The organism is Sulfitobacter faviae (assembly GCF_029870955.1).
Taxonomy (GTDB): Bacteria; Pseudomonadota; Alphaproteobacteria; order Rhodobacterales; family Rhodobacteraceae; genus Sulfitobacter; species Sulfitobacter faviae.
On record NZ_PGFQ01000001.1, the window covers coordinates 630,422 to 644,323 of the forward strand.

The following is a 13,902-nucleotide window of genomic DNA, read 5'->3' on the forward strand; positions in this document are numbered from 1 at the left end:
GGCGGGCCACGGCCCGTCCATTGACCCACTCCGCAAAGCACTATGTTTTGCGGGGTCTTGATAAAAACCACCCGGCGCCGCCGACAGCGAAGGAGGGCAAGATGCACATTCAGACCGCGGTCAATCTCTGCCCGTTTTCGCCCGGCGCCGGCCCGCGGGCAAGCGCCCGATCCGGCGGCCCCGCAGGGCCCTGCACCTCCGCCTCCGATACCTATGGCCCCCCGCCCCGGGCCTGACTATAGACCGACCCTGATTCTGACCCTGTCCCGTCTGCCCCGCCGAACAAAGGTGACCCAATGACCGACCAACCCGCCAACGAACAATTCCACGCCTCGTCCTTTATGGAAGGCGACAACGCGGAATATCTTGAGGCGATGTACGCCCGCTATGCCAACGATCCCAACGCGGTTGATGAAGCATGGCAAACGTTCTTTGCGGCGATGGGCGATGACGCCGAAACCGCGCAGGCCGAAGCCGCTGGCCCCTCTTGGGCGCGCCCCGATTGGCCCCCCGCCCCGCAGAGCGAGGTGATGGGCGCGCTGACCGGCGTCTGGCCCGAACCGACCGAGGCGAAAGCCGCAGGCGAGAAGATCAAGAAGAAGGCCGAGGAAAAGGGCGTTCCCGTTTCCGACGATCAAATCCGCGCCGCCGTGCTCGACAGCATCCGCGCGCTCATGCTGATCCGCGCCTACCGCATCCGTGGCCACCTCGCCGCGACGCTCGACCCTCTGGGCATGCGCGACATGGGCGAACAGCCCGAGCTTGACCCCAAGTCCTACGGTTTCACCGATGCCGACATGGACCGCCCGATCTTCATCGACAATGTGCTCGGCCTCGAAGTGGCCACCATGAAGCAGATCGTCGGCATCGTCCGCTCGACCTACTGCGGCACCTTCGCGCTGCAATATATGCATATCTCCGACCCCGAGCAGGCCGGTTGGCTGAAAGAGCGGATCGAAGGCTACGGCAAGGAAATCGCCTTTACCAAGGAAGGCCGCAAGGCGATCCTGAGCAAGCTGGTCGAAGCCGAGGGTTTCGAAAAGTTCTTGCACGTCAAATACATGGGCACCAAGCGTTTCGGCCTTGATGGCGGCGAAAGCCTTGTTCCGGCGATGGAGCAGATCATCAAGCGCGGCGGCCAGTTGGGCGTCAAGGACATCGTCATCGGCATGCCGCACCGGGGCCGCCTCTCGGTCCTTGCTAATGTGATGCAGAAGCCCTACCGCGCGATCTTTAACGAATTCCAAGGCGGCAGCTTCAAGCCTGACGATGTGGATGGCTCGGGCGATGTGAAATACCACCTCGGCGCCTCCTCCGACCGTGAGTTTGACGGCAACTCCGTGCACCTGTCGCTCACCGCGAACCCCTCCCACCTTGAGGCGGTGAACCCCGTGGTGCTGGGCAAGGTCCGCGCCAAGCAGGACCAGCTCAACGACGAGGACCGCACCGCCGTCATGCCCGTGCTGCTGCACGGTGACGCGGCCTTCGCGGGTCAAGGCGTCGTGGCCGAATGTTTCGCGCTTTCGGGCCTCAAGGGCCACAAGACCGGCGGCACCATGCATATCGTGGTGAACAACCAGATCGGCTTTACCACCGCGCCGCATTTCTCGCGCTCCTCCCCCTATCCGACCGACAACGCGCTTGTGGTCGAGGCGCCGATCTTCCACGTCAACGGCGATGACCCCGAAGCCGTGGTCCATGCCGCCCGCGTCGCGACCGAGTTCCGCCAGAAGTTCCACAAGGACGTGGTCATCGACATCTTCTGCTACCGCCGCTTTGGTCACAACGAAGGCGATGAGCCGATGTTCACCAACCCGGTGATGTACAAGAGCGTCAAGAAACAGAAAACCACGCTGAGCCTCTATACCTCGCGTCTGGTGGCCGACGGTCTGATCCCCGAGGGGGAGATCGAAGACATGAAGACCGCCTTCCAGAACCATCTCAATGATGAGTTCGAGGCCGGGAAAGACTACCGTCCGAACAAGGCTGACTGGCTCGACGGCAAATGGTCCGGCATGGACAAAAAGAACAAGTCCTACCAACGCGGCAAAACCGCCATCGCCCCCGAAACGCTGCAAGACGTCGGCAAGGCGATCACCACCGCGCCCGAAGGCTTCCCGCTGCACAAGACCATCGGCCGTCTGCTCGACGCGAAGAAGAAGATGTTCGAAAGCGGTGAGGGCTTCGACTGGGCCACGGCAGAGGCGCTCGCCTTCGGCTCGCTGCTGACCGAGGGCTACAAGGTCCGTCTGTCGGGTCAGGACAGCACCCGCGGCACCTTCAGCCAGCGCCACTCGGCCTTCATCAACCAAGAGAACGAAGACCGCTACTATCCGCTGAACCACATCCGCGAGGGCCAAGCCGACTATGAGGTCATCGACTCGATGCTCAGCGAATATGCGGTGCTGGGTTTCGAGTATGGCTACAGCCTTGCCGAACCCAACGCGCTGACGCTCTGGGAAGCGCAGTTCGGCGACTTCGCCAATGGCGCGCAGATCATGTTCGATCAGTTCATCTCGAGCGGGGAGAGCAAATGGCTGCGGATGTCGGGCCTCGTCTGCCTGATGCCGCATGGCTACGAAGGTCAGGGGCCCGAGCACTCCTCGGCCCGTCTGGAGCGTTTCCTCACCATGTGCGGCGGCGACAACTGGATCGTGGCGAACTGCACCACGCCCGCCAACTACTTCCACATCCTGCGCCGCCAGCTGCACCGCAGCTACCGCAAGCCGCTGATGTTGATGACGCCCAAGTCGCTGCTGCGCCACAAGCTGGCCATCAGCAAGGCCGATGAATTCACCACTGGGTCGAGCTTCCACCGCGTGCTCTGGGATGACGCCGAAAAGGGCAACTCCGACACCAAACTGGTCGCGGATGACAAGATCAAGCGCGTGGTAATGTGTTCGGGCAAGGTCTATTACGACCTGCTGGAAGAGCGTGACGCCCGCGGCATCGACGACATCTACCTCCTGCGCTTTGAGCAGTTCTACCCCTTCCCCGCGCAATCCGCCGTGAAGGAGCTGGAACGTTTCAAAGGGGCCGAGATGATCTGGTGTCAGGAAGAGCCCAAGAACCAAGGTGCATGGTCCTTCATCGAGCCCAATATCGAATGGGTTCTGGGCCGCATCGACGCGAAACATGGCCGCGCCTCCTATGTGGGCCGCGCCACCTCGGCCTCGCCCGCCACGGGTCTGGCCAGCCAGCACAAAGCACAACAAGCCGCCCTCGTTGACGAGGCGCTGACCATCAAAGGAAAGTAAACCATGACAAGCGAAGTACGCGTCCCAACGCTGGGCGAATCCGTCACAGAAGCCACCGTTGCCACATGGTTCAAGAAACCCGGCGATACCGTCGCGGTGGATGAAATGCTCTGCGAGCTGGAAACCGACAAGGTGACGGTCGAGGTGCCCTCCTCCGTCGCCGGCACCCTGAGCGAGATCGTGGCCCAAGAAGGCGACACCGTGGGCGTCGACGCCCTGCTGGCCAATGTCAGCGAAGGCGACAGCGGTTCTGCCGCTGCGCCCAAGGCCAAGGAAGCCGCCGAAGACTCTGGCGCCGCCTCCCAGTCCGACCGTGGCGGCGATGCGCCCAAAGCCATCGACGCAGGCGCTACCGAAGTCGCCGCGCGCGAAGGTCAAAGCATTGACGTGCTGGTGCCCACCTTGGGCGAGTCGGTGACCGAAGCGACCGTGAGCACTTGGTTCAAAAAGGTCGGCGACAAGGTCGAAGCCGATGAGATGCTCTGCGAGTTGGAGACCGACAAAGTTAGCGTCGAAGTCCCCGCCCCCGCCGCAGGCGTGCTGGCCGAGATCTTTGCCGAAGAAGGCAGCACCGTCGAAGCGTCCGCCACGCTGGCCGCGCTGACCACCGGCGCGGGCGCTGCCGCCCCCAAGGGTGAAGACGCGCAATCCGGCGCCGGTGCCGCGCCTGAGACCAAGCCCGCCGATGGCAAGGATGTCGAAGACGCGCCTTCCGCCAAAAAGGCGATGGCCGAAGCGGGCATCAGCCGCGATCAGGTCACAGCTTCGGGCCGTGACGGTCGAGTGATGAAGGAAGACGTGGCCAAAGCCGTGGCCGCAGGCGCCTCCGCGCCGAAAGCCGAGGCGAAGCCGACCGCGCCGCGCGCTGCCTCCGCCCCCGATGACGCCGCCCGCGAAGAGCGCGTCAAGATGACCCGCCTCAAGCAGACCATGGCGCGCCGCCTGAAAGAAGCGCAGAACACCGCCGCGATCCTGACGACCTTCAACGAGGTCGACATGACCGAGGTCATGGCCCTGCGCAACGCCTACAAGGCCGACTTCGAGAAGAAGCACGGCGTGCGGATGGGCTTCATGTCCTTTTTCACCAAGGCCTGCTGCCACGCGCTGAAAGAGATCCCCGAGGTCAACGCCGAGATCGACGGCACCGACGTGATCTACAAGAACTACGTCCATATCGGCGTCGCCGCGGGCACGCCCACGGGCCTCGTGGTGCCGGTGATCAAGGACGCCGACGCGATGTCCTTCGCCGAGATCGAGAAGGCCGTGAACGCCATGGGCAAGAAGGCCCGTGACGGCAAGCTCACCATGGCCGACATGACCGGCGGCACCTTCACCATCTCCAACGGCGGCGTCTACGGCTCGCTGATGACCGCGCCGATCCTGAACCCGCCGCAGTCCGGCATCCTCGGCATGGCGAAGATTCAGGACCGCCCGATGGCGATCAACGGTGAGGTCGTGATCCGTCCGATGATGTATATCTCGCTCAGCTACGACCACCGCCTGATCGACGGCAAGGGCGCTGTGACCTTCCTCGTCCGCGTCAAAGAGATGCTCGAAGATCCGCGCCGCCTGCTGATGGATCTGTGATACTATGGGCGGGGGGCGACCCCCGCCCTATCTACCTGTGGACCCGTGGATTTTCCCACAAAGCGAAAGGACACAGACCATGAGTGAAACCACCCTCCTCGCCGCCTATGGCCTTCTGGTGATGCTGACGATCCTCTTGCAGGTGCTTGGCGCGACCCGGCAACTCTCGATGGGCTACCTGATGTCCTCGCGCGATGAGACGCGCACCACCACCGGCATGACCGCCCGTCTGGGCCGCGCGCTCGACAATTCCGTCGTGGCCATGGCGGTCTTCGCCCCCGCCGTGCTGCTGGTCGAGATCATGGGCCGCAACAACAGCGCCACCTTGCTCGCCGCGCAGGTCTTTCTGCTGGCGCGGATCATCTATCTGATCGTCTATGCACTCGGTGTGCCGACGATCCGCACGCTGGCGTGGCTCGCAGGCTATGCCGCCACCGCCGTTCTCTATTTCCACGCGCTCTGAAAGGCATTCCCATGCAGATGATCTGCCACTTCGACGTCACCGATTTCGCCGCTTGGAAAAACGCATTCGACGCCGATGCCGAGGCGCGGCGCAATGCCGGGCTCTCGGTGCTGCAAATCTGGAAACACGCCGACAGCAGCACCAAAGCCTCTGTCCTGTTGGATGTGAACGACCGCAAAAAGGCCGATGACTGGCTCGCCCGCTCCGATGCGCTGAGCAGCGATGACAAGGGCACCGTGACCAGCTCCACCGCCTATTTCGTGAAATCCGCATGAGCGCCGAGCTGACCGTCCTGACCCTCGCGGCCCTGCTGCAAGGGCTGCAATTCGTGCTCTACGCCGTGCCCGCCAACCGTGAGCTTGGCCCCGGCTACACCATGTCGGCGCGTGACCGTGAGCCGTCGCGCGCGATGAGCGACCGCACCGCCCGTCTGGGCCGCGCATTGGACAACCATTTCGAAGGGCTGATCCTTTTCGGCATCGCCGTGGGCGTGGTGCAGATGTCGGCCCAGAACACCGCCTTCACCGCCGCCTGCGCTTGGGTCTATCTCATCGCCCGGCTGCTTTATGTTCCCGCCTATGCGCTTGGCCTGCGCCCGCATCGGTCGTTCATCTGGATCGTCGGTTTCGCCGCGACCATGCTGATGCTGCTGGCGGCCCTCATTTAACCCTATCCCCAAACACCCGCAGGCAGCGGCGCTTGCACCTGAAACCCGCGCCTCATACCTTGCCTGCACCACCCGACTGCTAAGGAGACCCCCATGTCGAGCTATGATGTCATCGTGATCGGCTCCGGCCCCGGCGGCTATGTCGCCGCCATCCGTTGCGCGCAACTGGGCCTGAAAACCGCCTGTGTCGAAGGCCGTGAGACCCTCGGCGGCACCTGCCTCAACGTGGGCTGCATCCCCTCCAAGGCGCTGCTCCACGCCACGCATATGCTGCATGAGGCCGAGCATAATTTCGAAGAGATGGGTCTGAAGGCGAAAGCGCCGACCGTCGATTGGAAGCAGATGCTGACCTACAAAGACAAGACCATCGAGACCAACACCAAGGGCATCGAATTTCTGTTCAAGAAGAACAAGATCGACTGGCTGAAGGGCTGGGGGTCGATCCCCGAAGCGGGCAAGGTCAAGGTCGGTGATGAGGTCCATGAGGCCAAGAACATCATCATCGCCAGCGGGTCCGAGCCTGCAGGGCTGCCGGGCGTCGAGGTCGATGAGAAAACCGTCGTGACCTCCACCGGCGCGCTGGAACTGGGCAAGATCCCCAAGAAGATGGTGGTAATCGGCGCAGGCGTAATCGGGCTGGAACTGGGCAGCGTCTATGCCCGTCTCGGCACCGAGATTACGGTCGTCGAATATCTCGACGTGATCACCCCCGGCATGGACCCCGAGGTGCAAAAGACCTTCCAGCGCATGCTGAAAAAGCAGGGGCTGAACTTCGTCATGGGCGCTGCCGTGCAGAAGACCGAAGTCGCCAAGGGCAAGGCCACGGTCAGCTACAAGCTGCGCAAGGACGACAGCGAACATGAGATCGAAGCCGATGCCGTGCTCGTCGCCACAGGCCGCAAGCCGGTGGTCAAGGGCATGGGGCTCGACGATCTGGGCATCAAGATGACCGAGCGCGGCCAGATCGCTGTCAACGAGCATTGGGAGACCTCCGTCAAAGGCGTCTATGCCATCGGCGACGTGATCGAAGGCCCGATGCTGGCCCATAAGGCCGAGGACGAAGGCATGGCCGCCGCCGAAGTCATCGCGGGCAAGCATGGCCATGTGAACTACGGCGTGATCCCCGGCGTGATCTACACCCACCCGGAAGTCGCCAGCGTGGGCGAAACCGAGGCGACGCTGAAGGAAGCGGGCCGCGCCTACAAGGTCGGCAAGTTCTCCTTCATGGGCAACGCACGGGCCAAGGCGGTCTTTGCCGGCGACGGTTTCGTCAAGCTCATCGCCGATAAGGAGACCGACCGCATCCTCGGCTGCCACATCATCGGCCCCGGCGCGGGCGATCTGATCCACGAGGTCTGCGTGGCGATGGAATTCGGCGCCTCGGCGCAGGATCTGGCGATGACCTGCCACGCGCACCCGACCTATTCTGAAGCCGTGCGCGAAGCCGCACTGGCCTGCGGCGACGGGCCGATCCACATGTAAGACGACGGGGCGGGCCAAGGGTCCGCCCCTTTTCGTTGCGCAGGCGGCGCTCGCTGCGGCTATCGCGCGTTAACATCCCTGCCCTACAACCTCCCCCGTCGCGACATTCACGGAAGACGAGGCCCCTCGCGGGTCATGTCGATACGTAGAGACATGCAGGGTGACGCCTGCTCTTTCCACCACCCTCGGCGGCGCCGCCACTTTCGAACGGCTTCCTAAATATCCAAGATTGCATCCCGCGAAACCATCGTTTCAGCGGGCACTACAGCATGCCGATAAATTGCGAAGGGCAGCGCCGACCCGCGGGGTGGTGCTGAAAGCGCCGCCCCAGGGGGGCGGGTCGGCGCTGCCCGGCCTGCGGCCGGGCGTGTCATTCCGAGAGGCCTCAGACCAAAAAGGCGAGCGCCCCGCGCCTACCCCGCCTCCGCAGGCCGCCACCCCGCCTCGCGCAGCAGCGCGTCGGAGTGGCTCTCCACCTCCTGCTCCAACCGCGCCATGAAGACGCGCTTGTCCAGCCCCGGCTCGATCGGCTCCAGAAACTCCACCACGGCCAAGCCCGGTCGGCGGTAGAGCCCCCGGCGCGGCCAGAAGTAGCCCGCATTGGTCGCCGCAGGCACGCAGACCTGCCCCAGTTGATCGTAAAGCACCGCCGTGCCGACCTTGTAAGGCGCGCTCAGCCCCGGGGCGACGCGGGTGCCTTGGGAATAGATCACAATCTGCCCCGGCTCCACCCGGCCCGCGTTCACGTCTTCCATCATCTTGGTGATCGCCTGCCCGCGCTTGCCCCGGTTCACGGCGATCATTTGCATCCGCTTGGTGTATTGCCCGATCACCGGCATCCAAAGCACCTCGCGCTTCATGATGAACTTGGCCCGCGGCAGGGCGTGGAAGATCATGATGATATCGAGGAACGATTGATGTTTGGCCGCGATCAGAACCTCACCCTCGGGGATTTGGCCGCGCACTTCGCAGCGCAAGCCGATCAGCCAACGCGCCGTCCACATGGCCCAAGCGGCATAGGCTTTGCAGCCCGCATAGGCGCCGCGTTTGGAAAACATCGCCCAAGGCGCGAAGGCCAGCCCGATCACCGGCATCGCCACGGTCACCTGCACGATATAGAGGATCGAGCGGACCCATTGCAGCAGCTTCATGTCAACTCCCTCAATGTACGCCGGGCGGCGGCCCCGGTGGCGGCAAAGGCGACCGCGCCGACGAGAAGCGGCACCATCAACGGCACGGCCCAATGCCAGCCTTGGAAGCCCAGACCGGTCAGAAATCCGCCTGCCTCGCCCGCGTCAGGCAGCAACACCACCGCGATCATGCCCAAAGCCGTGCCCGCCGCCGCGCCCAGAAGCGCGCGCAGGGTGAAACGGCGGATGAAGGCCCGCGCGATATAATCATCGGTCGCCCCCACAAGCCGCAGCACCGCGATCACCTGCGCATTGGCGGCCAGCGCGGCCTGCGCGGCAAGCGTCACCATCGCAGCCACCGCCGCCCCGATCAGCAGCGTCGAAATCCAGCCCAAGAGGCGCAGGCGGCTCGCTGCCGCCACCAGCGGCGCGCGCCAACGGCTGTGATCGTCAAGCACCGCGCCCGGCACTTCAGCCGACAAGCGCAGGCGCAATCCCACAGGGTCCAACCCCTCGCCTTCCTCGACCACTTCGATCAGGCGCGGCACCGGCAGGTTCTCCATCGCCAATTCCGGGCCGAACCACGGGGCGAGCAACTCTTCCTGTTCCGCATCCGTCAGCGCACGGGCCGAGGCCACGCCCTTGGTCGTCTGCAACACCTTCAAAGCCGCCTCCGTCTGGGCCGCGCGTTGGTCCAGCGGCGCCACGATCCGCACCGTCGCCGACTGCGCCAACTCCTGCCCCCAGACCCGCGCCAACCGGCCCGAGGCCAGCGACAGCGCCAAGGCAAAGACCGCCAGAAAGGCCATCGCCCCCGCGGCGAAAAGGGTCAGTTGCGCGGTGAACCCCGAAGGCGGCACCACGCGGTCGGCCTGCCGGTCGCCTTTGAAAATCGCGCGCAGGGCGCCCAGATCGAAGCGCTTCACAGATCCGCCCCCGCCAGTTGGATGCGCCGGTTCGCGATGCGCAGCACGCGGGCCTGCACATGCGCCTTGGTGGCGCGGATGAGGCCCAGATCATGGGTGGCGATCAACACGGTCTTGCCCATGCGGTTCAACTCGATCAGCAGGCGCAGCAGCCGCTGGGACATCTCCCAGTCGATATTCCCCGTCGGCTCATCGGCGAGGATCACATCGGGCGACATGATCACCGCGCGCGCCAATGCGGCCCGCTGCCGCTCCCCGCCCGAGAGCTCAGGCGGCAGAGCGTCGGCCCGGTTGGTGAGGCCAACCCAAGACATCAATTCTTCCAGATCGGTGCCCCCCGCCTCGGCCCCGCGGCCCGACACATTAAGCGGCAGGGCCACATTCTCGGTCAGCGGGAGGTGGTCGAGGAATTTCACGTCTTGGTGCACCACGCCGACACGGCGGCGCATCAACGCGATGTCATCGCGCCCCAGCCCGCGCACATCTTGCCCGAACATCCGCAGATGCCCCGCCGTGGGCAAAAGCGCCCCGTAGCAGAGCTTCATTAGGGTGGTCTTGCCCGCGCCCGAGGGGCCGGTCAGAAAATGGAACGATCCGGGGGCGAGTTTCAGCGTGATGTCGGACAGCAATTCGCCCCCGCCATAGCTGTAGGCCACATTTTCGAGCTCTATCACGCATCCACCTTAAAAAACTTCGACCTGTTGTGCCTCAGCACCGGAAAGGATTCAATCACTCAGAACCCCAGCACCCTGCCCAGATATCACTTTTCCTACGTTATTCTAGGACATATGCTGCCCGTTACGATCTCAGAGCACCGAACGAACCCAGGAATGACCATGCGGCTGATCTGCCCCAACTGCGACGCGCAATACGAAGTCCCCGACGATGTGATGCCGGCGGCGGGGCGTGATGTGCAATGTTCCAACTGCGGGCAGACCTGGTTCCAGCATCACCCCGACAATGCGCCGGAGGCCGAAGAGGATGATTTCGCCGACGACGTGATGCGGATGAAGCAGCGCGGCTCGGATGAGGACACAGAAGCCGCCGCAGCGGCAAGCCTGCCGGATTTGCAGCCCTTCGGCGATGAAGAGGAAGACGCGCCCTTCGAAGACGATCAAGACGACGACTTTGAAGACGCATTCGACCCCGAGGAGGAAACGCCCCAGCCCGCCCCCGCCGCGCCGGTGCGCCGCCCCCTCGACCCCGCCATCGCCGAGATCCTCCGCCAAGAGGCCGCGGCAGAGCAAGAAGCCCGCCGCCGCCGCCAGTCGGAACCGCTGGAAAGCCAGCCGGACCTCGGCCTAGACGACGCGCCCCAGCCGCAGCGCACGCCCGAGATCGCCGCGGAAGACCATGTGCCCGAGGATGAAGACGCCCGCCGCGCCCATGAGGCCCGGCTGCGCATGGCCAAGATGCGCGGAGAGCCGGTGCCCGAAAGCGAGGTCGACGCCTATGGCAGCGCCTCGCGCCGCGATCTTCTGCCCGATATCGAAGAGATCAATTCGACCCTGCGCCATGACGGGCAAGAGGGCGCGCAGGCCGGGCCCACCCCACCGCCGCGCTCGACCGCCCCGAAAAGCCGCAGAAATCCGGCGGGTTCATGCGGGGGTTCACTATAATGATCGTCTTGGCGGCCCTTCTCGCGGCGGTCTATGTCTACGCGCCCGAGATCGCGCAATCCCTGCCGCAGGCCGATCCCTATCTGTCATCCTATGTGGCATGGATGGACGATGCGCGGCTCTGGCTCGACGGGCAGTTGCAAGACCTGCTGGTCTGGCTCGACACCGTGGCGACCCAGTCGCAGGGTTAATCTCGATCAGAACCGATCCAACAGCCTGTTAAGGTAATCCCGCTCGACCTCGGGCCGCTCCGCCTCGCCCGAGCGGCGGCGGATTTCGTCCAGCAACCGCCGCGCGCGACCTTGATCGTCCGGCCCCTGCGCCAGCGGCGCGTCCGAGCTGTTGGCCCCGCTGCCGCCCTGCTCTCGCCCAAGCGGATCGCGCCCCTCGCCACGCTGATCGCCGCCCTCTGCCGTGCCTTGGCCCGGCTGGCCTGCGCGTTGCTCCTGCTCCATCGCTTCACCGAGGGCGCGCATGCCCTCGCGCAGCGCCTCCATCGCCTGCGCCTGATTGTCGATCGCCTCGGCCAGTTCATCGCGGCGCAGCGCCTCTCCGGCGCGGTCCATCGCCTCTCCCGCGCGGTCCAGCGCGTCGCGGGCCGCGTCCCCCTCAGCCGTGCCCTGCCCGGGCAAACGCCCTTGCTGGCGGCGCAGCGCGTCGCGCAGTGCTTGCTGGCGTCCGGCCAGCCCTTCCTCGCCCCCTTCTTCGCCAGAGGGGCCGCCCTGCCCGCGCTGCCCTTCATGGCTCTCGCCGCGCCCTTGCCCGCCGTTGCGGCCTTCGTTGCCGTCACTCTCCCCCGCGCCGGTGCCGGGGTTGAACTGCTCTTGCAGGTCGCGGAAGGCCTGATCGCTCAGCCCCTGTTGCTCGCGCAGCGTATCCGACAGCCCCTCCATCGCCTGTTCACCGGGCGAATTGCCGCCCTGTCCGGGCTGGCCTTCGGTGACGCGCATGTTCTCCATCATTTCCTGCAACTGGCGCAGCGCCTCGGCGGCTTCGGCCATGCGGCCCTGTTCCATCAACTCCTGAATGCGGTCCATCATGCGCTGCAGATCGTCTTGGGTCATCTGCATCGCCTCGCCCTGCGGCTGCTGGTCTTCGCCCGCGCCCTCTTGCGCCTGCTGTCGCTGGAGTTGCTCAAGGTAGTCTTCGGTGGCGCGGCGCAACTCGTCCATCAACTCGGCGATTTCGGCCTGAGAGGCGCCGTTCTTCATCGCCTCGTTCAACCGATCCTGCGCGCGGCGCATCCGCTCAAGCGCATCGGCCAGCACGCCTTCTTCCAACTCAATCGCCAGCGCCCAAAGGTCTTCGGCCAGCTCGGTCTGCACCTCTTCGTCCAGCCCGTAGCGCGCCCGCAATTCCAACCGCCGGATCACCTGCTTGAGCCGCAGCGCCGTCACCTCCGAGCGCAGATCATCGCCGGGGGCATAACTCACCGCGCGCAGCACCTGCGCAATGCGCGGCGCATTGGCGCGCGACCACAAAAGATCGCGCCGCATCTCGATCACCCCTGCCGCCGCCGGATCGAAAAAACGCCGCCCCGGCAGGGTCAACTGGCTCACCTCGGTCACGGCCTGCTGTTCGGAGGCGTCCAAGACCGAAAGTTGCAGCGACACCGGGAGATTGGCCCATGGGTGTTTCGAGAAATTTTCGATCAACGTCTCTTCGAAATCGCGCCGGTCGCCGCTGATCGGCATGGGCAGCGGCACGACGATCTCAGGCCGCGGCTCGGGGTCGACGGTCAGACCATAGCGCCGGTCGATCGAGGCCAGATCGAGGCTGATCCGCGCTTCCCCGGCTTCGACGCCATAGTCGTCGCGCGCAAGGAACGGCAGGCTCATCTCTCCCAAAGCGGTCACCTCAGGCGGGCCAAGTCGTTCGACCTGCGGCACGGCATCGGGCAAAAGCGTGATCTGCCACGCCCGCGCCCCCGGCCCGTCGATGCTGATCTCACCGCTTTGGCGCAGGGTGAAATCCTGCGCGGGTTCCGAGGATGCCGCCACTTCGCGGCCCGAGACGTTCTCAGCCACCGTCAGCGCGCCCAATTCGCCATAGAGCCGCAGGGTAATTAGCGTGCCCTCAGGCAGCGACAGCACCCCGGCCTCAAGATCGTTGAGGTAGAGCGTCGGCTTGCCGGTATGGCGCGGCGGCTCGGCCCATCCTTCCCAAACGGAGCCGGAGGCGAGCGTGCCGCCCGCCCCGCCGGGGGCCAGATGCGTCACCTCCCCCAACCGCCAGACGGAGCCAAAGACAAGCGCCACGATGAACCCAAGCAGCGCCACATAGCGCAGCGCATAGGGATCGGCCTGCGCGACCCGAAGGTCGCCCTTCACCGGCTCGGCCGCAGCCGCCCGCGCGGCCATGCGCCGCTGATGCGCTTGCCAGACCGCCGCCGAGGCGGCATCGCCCGCGCCAATCACCTGATCGTCCAAGAGCGCGCGAATGGGCCGCCCCGGCAGGCTGGCATCCAAGCGCGCCAGCGCCGCCGCGCGGGACGGCAGGCGGAAACGGCGCAGGGCAAAGAACAGAGTAAAAAGGGCCGCAAGACCGATAGCGGCCAGCACGGCCCAAAGCGCGCCGCCCACCAAAGCATCCTGCGCCCCCATCATCAGCGCCGCCAGCACCGCCAGCACCAGCGCTAACATGGGCCAAAACGCCTGCACCAGCGCCTCGGCCAGCATCCCCGCCCAGGTCAGCCGCAGCGGCCAACGCAAAGCGCGCAGCCCGTCTGTCCTGTCAGTGGATGTCTCCATGCGTCACGCTCCGGTGGCCCG

General features: G+C 65.1%; 12 protein-coding genes. 8 read left to right on the forward strand and 4 right to left on the reverse strand.

Going from position 1 to position 13,902, the window contains the following annotated elements:
* The first annotated feature begins 296 nt into the window (after window positions 1–296).
* The 6 genes from CUR85_RS03390 to lpdA all read left to right on the forward strand — a co-directional run bounded on the left by CUR85_RS03390 (window position 297) and on the right by lpdA (window position 7,456).
* Window positions 297–3,257, forward strand: coding sequence for a 2-oxoglutarate dehydrogenase E1 component (locus CUR85_RS03390; protein ID WP_067261918.1), 2,961 nt, complete (start codon window positions 297–299; stop codon window positions 3,255–3,257).
* A 3-nt stretch (window positions 3,258–3,260) separates the two neighbouring features.
* Complete coding sequence (odhB, locus tag CUR85_RS03395) at window positions 3,261–4,844, forward strand: 2-oxoglutarate dehydrogenase complex dihydrolipoyllysine-residue succinyltransferase (protein ID WP_280321691.1); 1,584 nt, start codon at window positions 3,261–3,263, stop codon at window positions 4,842–4,844.
* Window positions 4,845–4,923: 79 nt separating this feature from the next.
* Entirely contained in the window at window positions 4,924–5,307 is a 384-nt protein-coding gene (locus CUR85_RS03400) for an MAPEG family protein (RefSeq protein ID WP_067261921.1), read from the forward strand.
* An 11-nt stretch (window positions 5,308–5,318) separates the two neighbouring features.
* Window positions 5,319–5,582, forward strand: a complete 264-nt coding sequence (locus CUR85_RS03405) for a hypothetical protein (protein ID WP_067261923.1) — start codon at window positions 5,319–5,321, stop codon at window positions 5,580–5,582.
* The gene (locus CUR85_RS03410; RefSeq protein ID WP_067261925.1) at window positions 5,579–5,974 is read left to right on the forward strand and encodes an MAPEG family protein; all 396 of its coding nucleotides are present in this window, start codon (window positions 5,579–5,581) and stop codon (window positions 5,972–5,974) included. The genes CUR85_RS03405 and CUR85_RS03410 overlap by 4 nt, the downstream gene beginning before the upstream one ends.
* 93 nt (window positions 5,975–6,067) lie before the next feature.
* A complete protein-coding gene (lpdA, locus tag CUR85_RS03415) occupies window positions 6,068–7,456 on the forward strand; it encodes a dihydrolipoyl dehydrogenase (RefSeq protein ID WP_067261927.1) in 1,389 nt (462 codons plus the stop codon).
* A gap of 413 nt (window positions 7,457–7,869) precedes the next feature.
* Here lpdA and CUR85_RS03420 read toward each other — a convergent pair whose 3' ends face one another.
* The 3 genes from CUR85_RS03420 to CUR85_RS03430 are packed head-to-tail and all read right to left on the reverse strand — an operon-like array spanning window position 7,870 to window position 10,186.
* Window positions 7,870–8,607, reverse strand: a complete 738-nt coding sequence (locus CUR85_RS03420; RefSeq protein ID WP_067261928.1) for a lysophospholipid acyltransferase family protein — start codon at window positions 8,605–8,607, stop codon at window positions 7,870–7,872.
* Complete coding sequence (locus tag CUR85_RS03425; RefSeq protein WP_067261930.1) at window positions 8,604–9,512, reverse strand: cell division protein FtsX; 909 nt, start codon at window positions 9,510–9,512, stop codon at window positions 8,604–8,606. Before CUR85_RS03425 ends, CUR85_RS03420 begins: the two co-directional genes overlap by 4 nt.
* A complete protein-coding gene (locus CUR85_RS03430; RefSeq protein WP_067261931.1) occupies window positions 9,509–10,186 on the reverse strand; it encodes a cell division ATP-binding protein FtsE in 678 nt (225 codons plus the stop codon). Before CUR85_RS03430 ends, CUR85_RS03425 begins: the two co-directional genes overlap by 4 nt.
* Before the next feature lie 162 nt (window positions 10,187–10,348).
* Here CUR85_RS03430 and CUR85_RS03435 point away from each other — a divergent pair, with 162 nt between their 5' ends.
* Window positions 10,349–11,131 carry a zinc-ribbon domain-containing protein gene (locus tag CUR85_RS03435; protein WP_280321703.1) on the forward strand — a complete coding sequence of 261 codons (783 nt, stop codon included), beginning with the start codon at window positions 10,349–10,351 and terminating at the stop codon, window positions 11,129–11,131.
* Window positions 11,131–11,322, forward strand: a complete 192-nt coding sequence (locus tag CUR85_RS03440; protein WP_280321705.1) for a hypothetical protein — start codon at window positions 11,131–11,133, stop codon at window positions 11,320–11,322. Before CUR85_RS03435 ends, CUR85_RS03440 begins: the two co-directional genes overlap by 1 nt.
* 6 nt (window positions 11,323–11,328) lie before the next feature.
* On the opposite strand, the gene CUR85_RS03445 is transcribed toward CUR85_RS03440, so the two are convergent.
* Window positions 11,329–13,881, reverse strand: a complete 2,553-nt coding sequence (locus tag CUR85_RS03445; protein ID WP_067262177.1) for a DUF4175 domain-containing protein — start codon at window positions 13,879–13,881, stop codon at window positions 11,329–11,331.
* Window positions 13,882–13,902: the final 21 nt, after the last annotated feature.

Coding starts and splice junctions, on each gene's coding strand:
- CUR85_RS03405 (WP_067261923.1), top strand. CDS start 5,319: ATGCAGATGATCTGCCACTTCGACGTCACCGATTTCGCCGCTTGGAAA.
- odhB (WP_280321691.1), top strand. CDS start 3,261: ATGACAAGCGAAGTACGCGTCCCAACGCTGGGCGAATCCGTCACAGAA.
- CUR85_RS03445 (WP_067262177.1), bottom strand. CDS start 13,881: ATGGAGACATCCACTGACAGGACAGACGGGCTGCGCGCTTTGCGTTGG.
- CUR85_RS03390 (WP_067261918.1), top strand. CDS start 297: ATGACCGACCAACCCGCCAACGAACAATTCCACGCCTCGTCCTTTATG.
- CUR85_RS03410 (WP_067261925.1), top strand. CDS start 5,579: ATGAGCGCCGAGCTGACCGTCCTGACCCTCGCGGCCCTGCTGCAAGGG.
- CUR85_RS03420 (WP_067261928.1), bottom strand. CDS start 8,607: ATGAAGCTGCTGCAATGGGTCCGCTCGATCCTCTATATCGTGCAGGTG.
- lpdA (WP_067261927.1), top strand. CDS start 6,068: ATGTCGAGCTATGATGTCATCGTGATCGGCTCCGGCCCCGGCGGCTAT.
- CUR85_RS03400 (WP_067261921.1), top strand. CDS start 4,924: ATGAGTGAAACCACCCTCCTCGCCGCCTATGGCCTTCTGGTGATGCTG.
- CUR85_RS03435 (WP_280321703.1), top strand. CDS start 10,349: ATGCGGCTGATCTGCCCCAACTGCGACGCGCAATACGAAGTCCCCGAC.
- CUR85_RS03440 (WP_280321705.1), top strand. CDS start 11,131: ATGATCGTCTTGGCGGCCCTTCTCGCGGCGGTCTATGTCTACGCGCCC.